Annotated in this window: 2 protein-coding genes; one reads left to right on the top strand and one right to left on the bottom strand. The window is 33.0% G+C overall.

All coding sequences use genetic code 11. From position 1 onward, the window contains the following. Positions 1-947, top strand: a 947-nt coding sequence (gene gatB, locus F6K22_RS36670) for an Asp-tRNA(Asn)/Glu-tRNA(Gln) amidotransferase subunit GatB (protein WP_293109616.1), incomplete at its 5' end; no start/stop codon positions are given. 735 nt (positions 948-1,682) lie between these two features. Here the strand turns inward: gatB and F6K22_RS36665 are convergent. Beyond that, positions 1,683-2,417, bottom strand: coding sequence for a TVP38/TMEM64 family protein (locus F6K22_RS36665; protein ID WP_293109614.1), 735 nt, complete (start codon positions 2,415-2,417; stop codon positions 1,683-1,685). Positions 2,418-3,336 lie beyond the last annotated feature (919 nt).

Raw genomic sequence — 3,336 nt, 5'->3', positions numbered from 1 at the left:
TACTAGAAGCTGCTGAATATGCTCAAGAACTAAGGCGAATTGTCCGCTACCTTGGAGTTAGTGACGGTAATATGCAGGAAGGTTCCCTGCGGTGTGATGTTAATGTTTCTGTGCGACCTGTGGGACAAAAAGAATTTGGCACAAAGGTAGAAATCAAAAATATGAACTCCTTCAGTGCTATACAACGGGCGATCGAGTATGAAATTGAAAGGCAAACTGAAGCTATTGAAGTAGGAGAAAAAATTATTCAAGAAACTAGACTCTGGGAAGAGGGTTCTCAACGTACTATTAGTATGAGGGTTAAAGAGGGTTCTAGTGACTATCGTTATTTTCCCGAACCTGACATTCCACCTATTGAGGTATCAAGTCAACAGTTAGAAACTTGGAAAGCTGAGTTACCAGAGTTGCCCGCACACAAACGTCACCGTTATGAAAGTGAGTTAGGTTTATCTGCTTATGATACTCGTGTTCTGACTGACGACTGTAATGTAGCAAAATATTTTGAAGCTACAGTGGCAGCAGGTGGAAGTTCTAAACAAGCAGCCAACTGGGTAATGGGAGATATTACTGCTTTTTTGAAAAATGAAAAAATTAGTATTAATGATATTGCTCTGAAACCTGATAATTTGGCAGAATTAGTCACAATTATTGAAGATGGTACTATCAGTGGAAAAATTGCTAAGGATATTCTCCCAGAATTATTATCAAAAGGTGGTTCTCCTAAAGAATTAGTAGAGAAAAAAGGTCTAATTCAAATTTCAGATACTGGGGCGATAGAAGCAATTATTGATGAAGTTTTAGCCGCACATCCAGAAGAGTTAGCAAAATATCGTGGCGGTAAAACAAAACTCAAAGGTTTCTTTGTTGGGCAAGTGATGAAGAAAACTCAAGGTCGTGCCGATCCAAAGATGACAAATCAATTAATTAGTAAGAAGTTAGAAGGGTAGAAGTTTGAGGTGTTAGGTGTTAGGAAAATCTATTAATGAATGACCTACACCTAATAGACATATCCTATAATCAAAAATCAAATCAATTATCGTACATAAATAAATTAATTATTTTCCCCTACTCCCTACTCCCTACTCCCTCTTTGCCTGGAGATGTCTAATACAAATTTCCTTGCTTTAGGAATGATATAGAAGCCATTTGGTATATTTACCCGCGATTAAATTTTTGAGTTACGGAGTCGGGAGTGGAATAGAGGTAATACAGGGAAAAGATTGCAAAATGCTCCCTTAGCTACTTTTCTACTTTTAAGATTAGGATTGGATTTTTTCCTTCATTAAATCTTTCCATCTGTACTTCTGTAGTGGAAAATCACCAACATTTTCATTTTCTAGAGCTACCGGAAAAAAATCGCGTCTCAAAGGATTTTTGCCTGCATCCTGACAATTTTTGTGATATTATAAAGGTTAACTGGGGTTTATCGCCTATATGCATGACTTTTTATTCAACTAAATTGCCTTGCTCACAGACAATCAAAGTATTCAGCAATTTTCCCCAGGAGCAATACCAGAAATATTTTCATCCTGTGAGAGCTTCTCAAAAATGCTTACTTTTCCCCGATCAAATTTTTCCATCCATATCTTTTGAGTGCAAAACCACAAGCATTTTCATTACAAACCCGGTTTCTATACTTTTTTATGTGCAATTAACTCGTTTTTTCCTAAAACATCAAAGTATTAATTAATACTTTCTTCTAAAGCCTTTTTCGCCAGTCGAGTTAAATAAATAGTTACTAAAACTGTAGCAAGTAAACCAACTATATTAATCATCCATTTAGTTACTTCTATAGTAAAATTTGTAGGTTGTTGAGATGTATCAATTAAAGCAATATCGCCCATTAAAGAGCCAAGATAAACATACATAAATGTTCCTGGAATCATTCCCAAAGAACCAAAAATATAATCCTTTAAAGAAACCTGCATTACACCAAAAGCATAATTCAAAAGATTAAAAGGAAACAAAGGGCAAAGTCTAGTTAAAAATACAATTTTCAATCCTTCTTTCACAACAGCTTGGTTAATAGCATTGAATTTTAGATTTTTACTCAATTGTTGAGAAACCCGATAGCGAGATATGTATCTACCAATTATAAAAGCTATTGTAGCGCCTAAAGTTGAAGCCAAAAATACATAAATTGACCCCCGAAAAACTCCAAATATTACTCCTCCTCCTAGAGTCAAAACTGAACCAGGAATTAATAGTAAAGTAGCTAAATTATAAATAATGATGAAGGTTATAGGACCCCAGAAACCTAGACTTTCAATCCATATTAATGTATTTCTTAAAACTTCCGGTAGGTTAAAATATTTGCCTGTAATAATTAGGATTGTAACTACAATAAATAATAAAATAAATTTGCCAATTTTTTTTAATTTTATATTTCTATAAGTAGTTTTAATTATATTCATCATCTAAGTAGCCGGGCATAATTAAATGTTACTATTTGATTGCAACTTTAACAGAGTGTAAGTAAGCAATATCAAGATTATGGAATGTATAAATCTTCTGTTACATCGTCATGTTTCTTTCCGCCCACTTAATACCGTTTAATGGAAGTCAAAAGTAATACAATGTTCGGATAATTAGTGAAAAAAACTTTCTCCTCCTTATATATTCAAACTTTCTCCTCTTCCTCTTCGCTTCTAACTCCTGACTCCTTATTTATAACTATTCAACCGGACGCGATCTAAAAGGTCAAATTTAATAAACTGAAAACTTTGACATTACATTAATTTTAAGAAATTATTTGAAATTTAAAGTTTAAAACTATTTGTGACATCTTTAAAGTGAATTGGTATAACTTATCACGAAAAAACCTCTAAATTTTCACCCTAAATGTATTGATTAAGTTTTTTTTCCTTCTTGAATAACTTTTTAATTAAATTTATTTGAACCATATCATCATCAAATTATAATTATCTGAATTAACTATGAATTTTGCCTGAGAATAAATGATAGATAGATACAGCAATCCGATTTAAGTTGTAATATTTTGCTGACAGGGGCTAATCGCCATTCACCCTTACAGGAGTCATAATTTTAAAGGTTTTCGGTTCAAATTAACTATTATAAAAATTCTCACAACCAATGCGCGGATTGCTATATTAAGTAGCCCAATATAATTAAATGTCATTATGTATGATATTTATGGTAAGTTCCGACTTAACCCGACTTCTAAGGGTTGAAACTGCACTTACAGCAATTTTTAGGATGGTGAGGTACAGTTTAATACTAATTTCTATTCCCTATTCCATGAAACTTTGTACCTCATTAACTCCAAAACTGCTTTCAACAATTAATAATTAATAATTACCTCTCCTTGAAAACGGA

Origin of the sequence: Okeania sp. SIO2F4, assembly GCF_010672385.1 — a bacterium.
Taxonomy (GTDB): domain Bacteria; phylum Cyanobacteriota; class Cyanobacteriia; order Cyanobacteriales; family Microcoleaceae; genus Trichodesmium.
The sequence above is the reverse complement of the archived record's forward strand: the minus strand, read 5'-3'. Positions and strand labels throughout refer to the sequence as shown.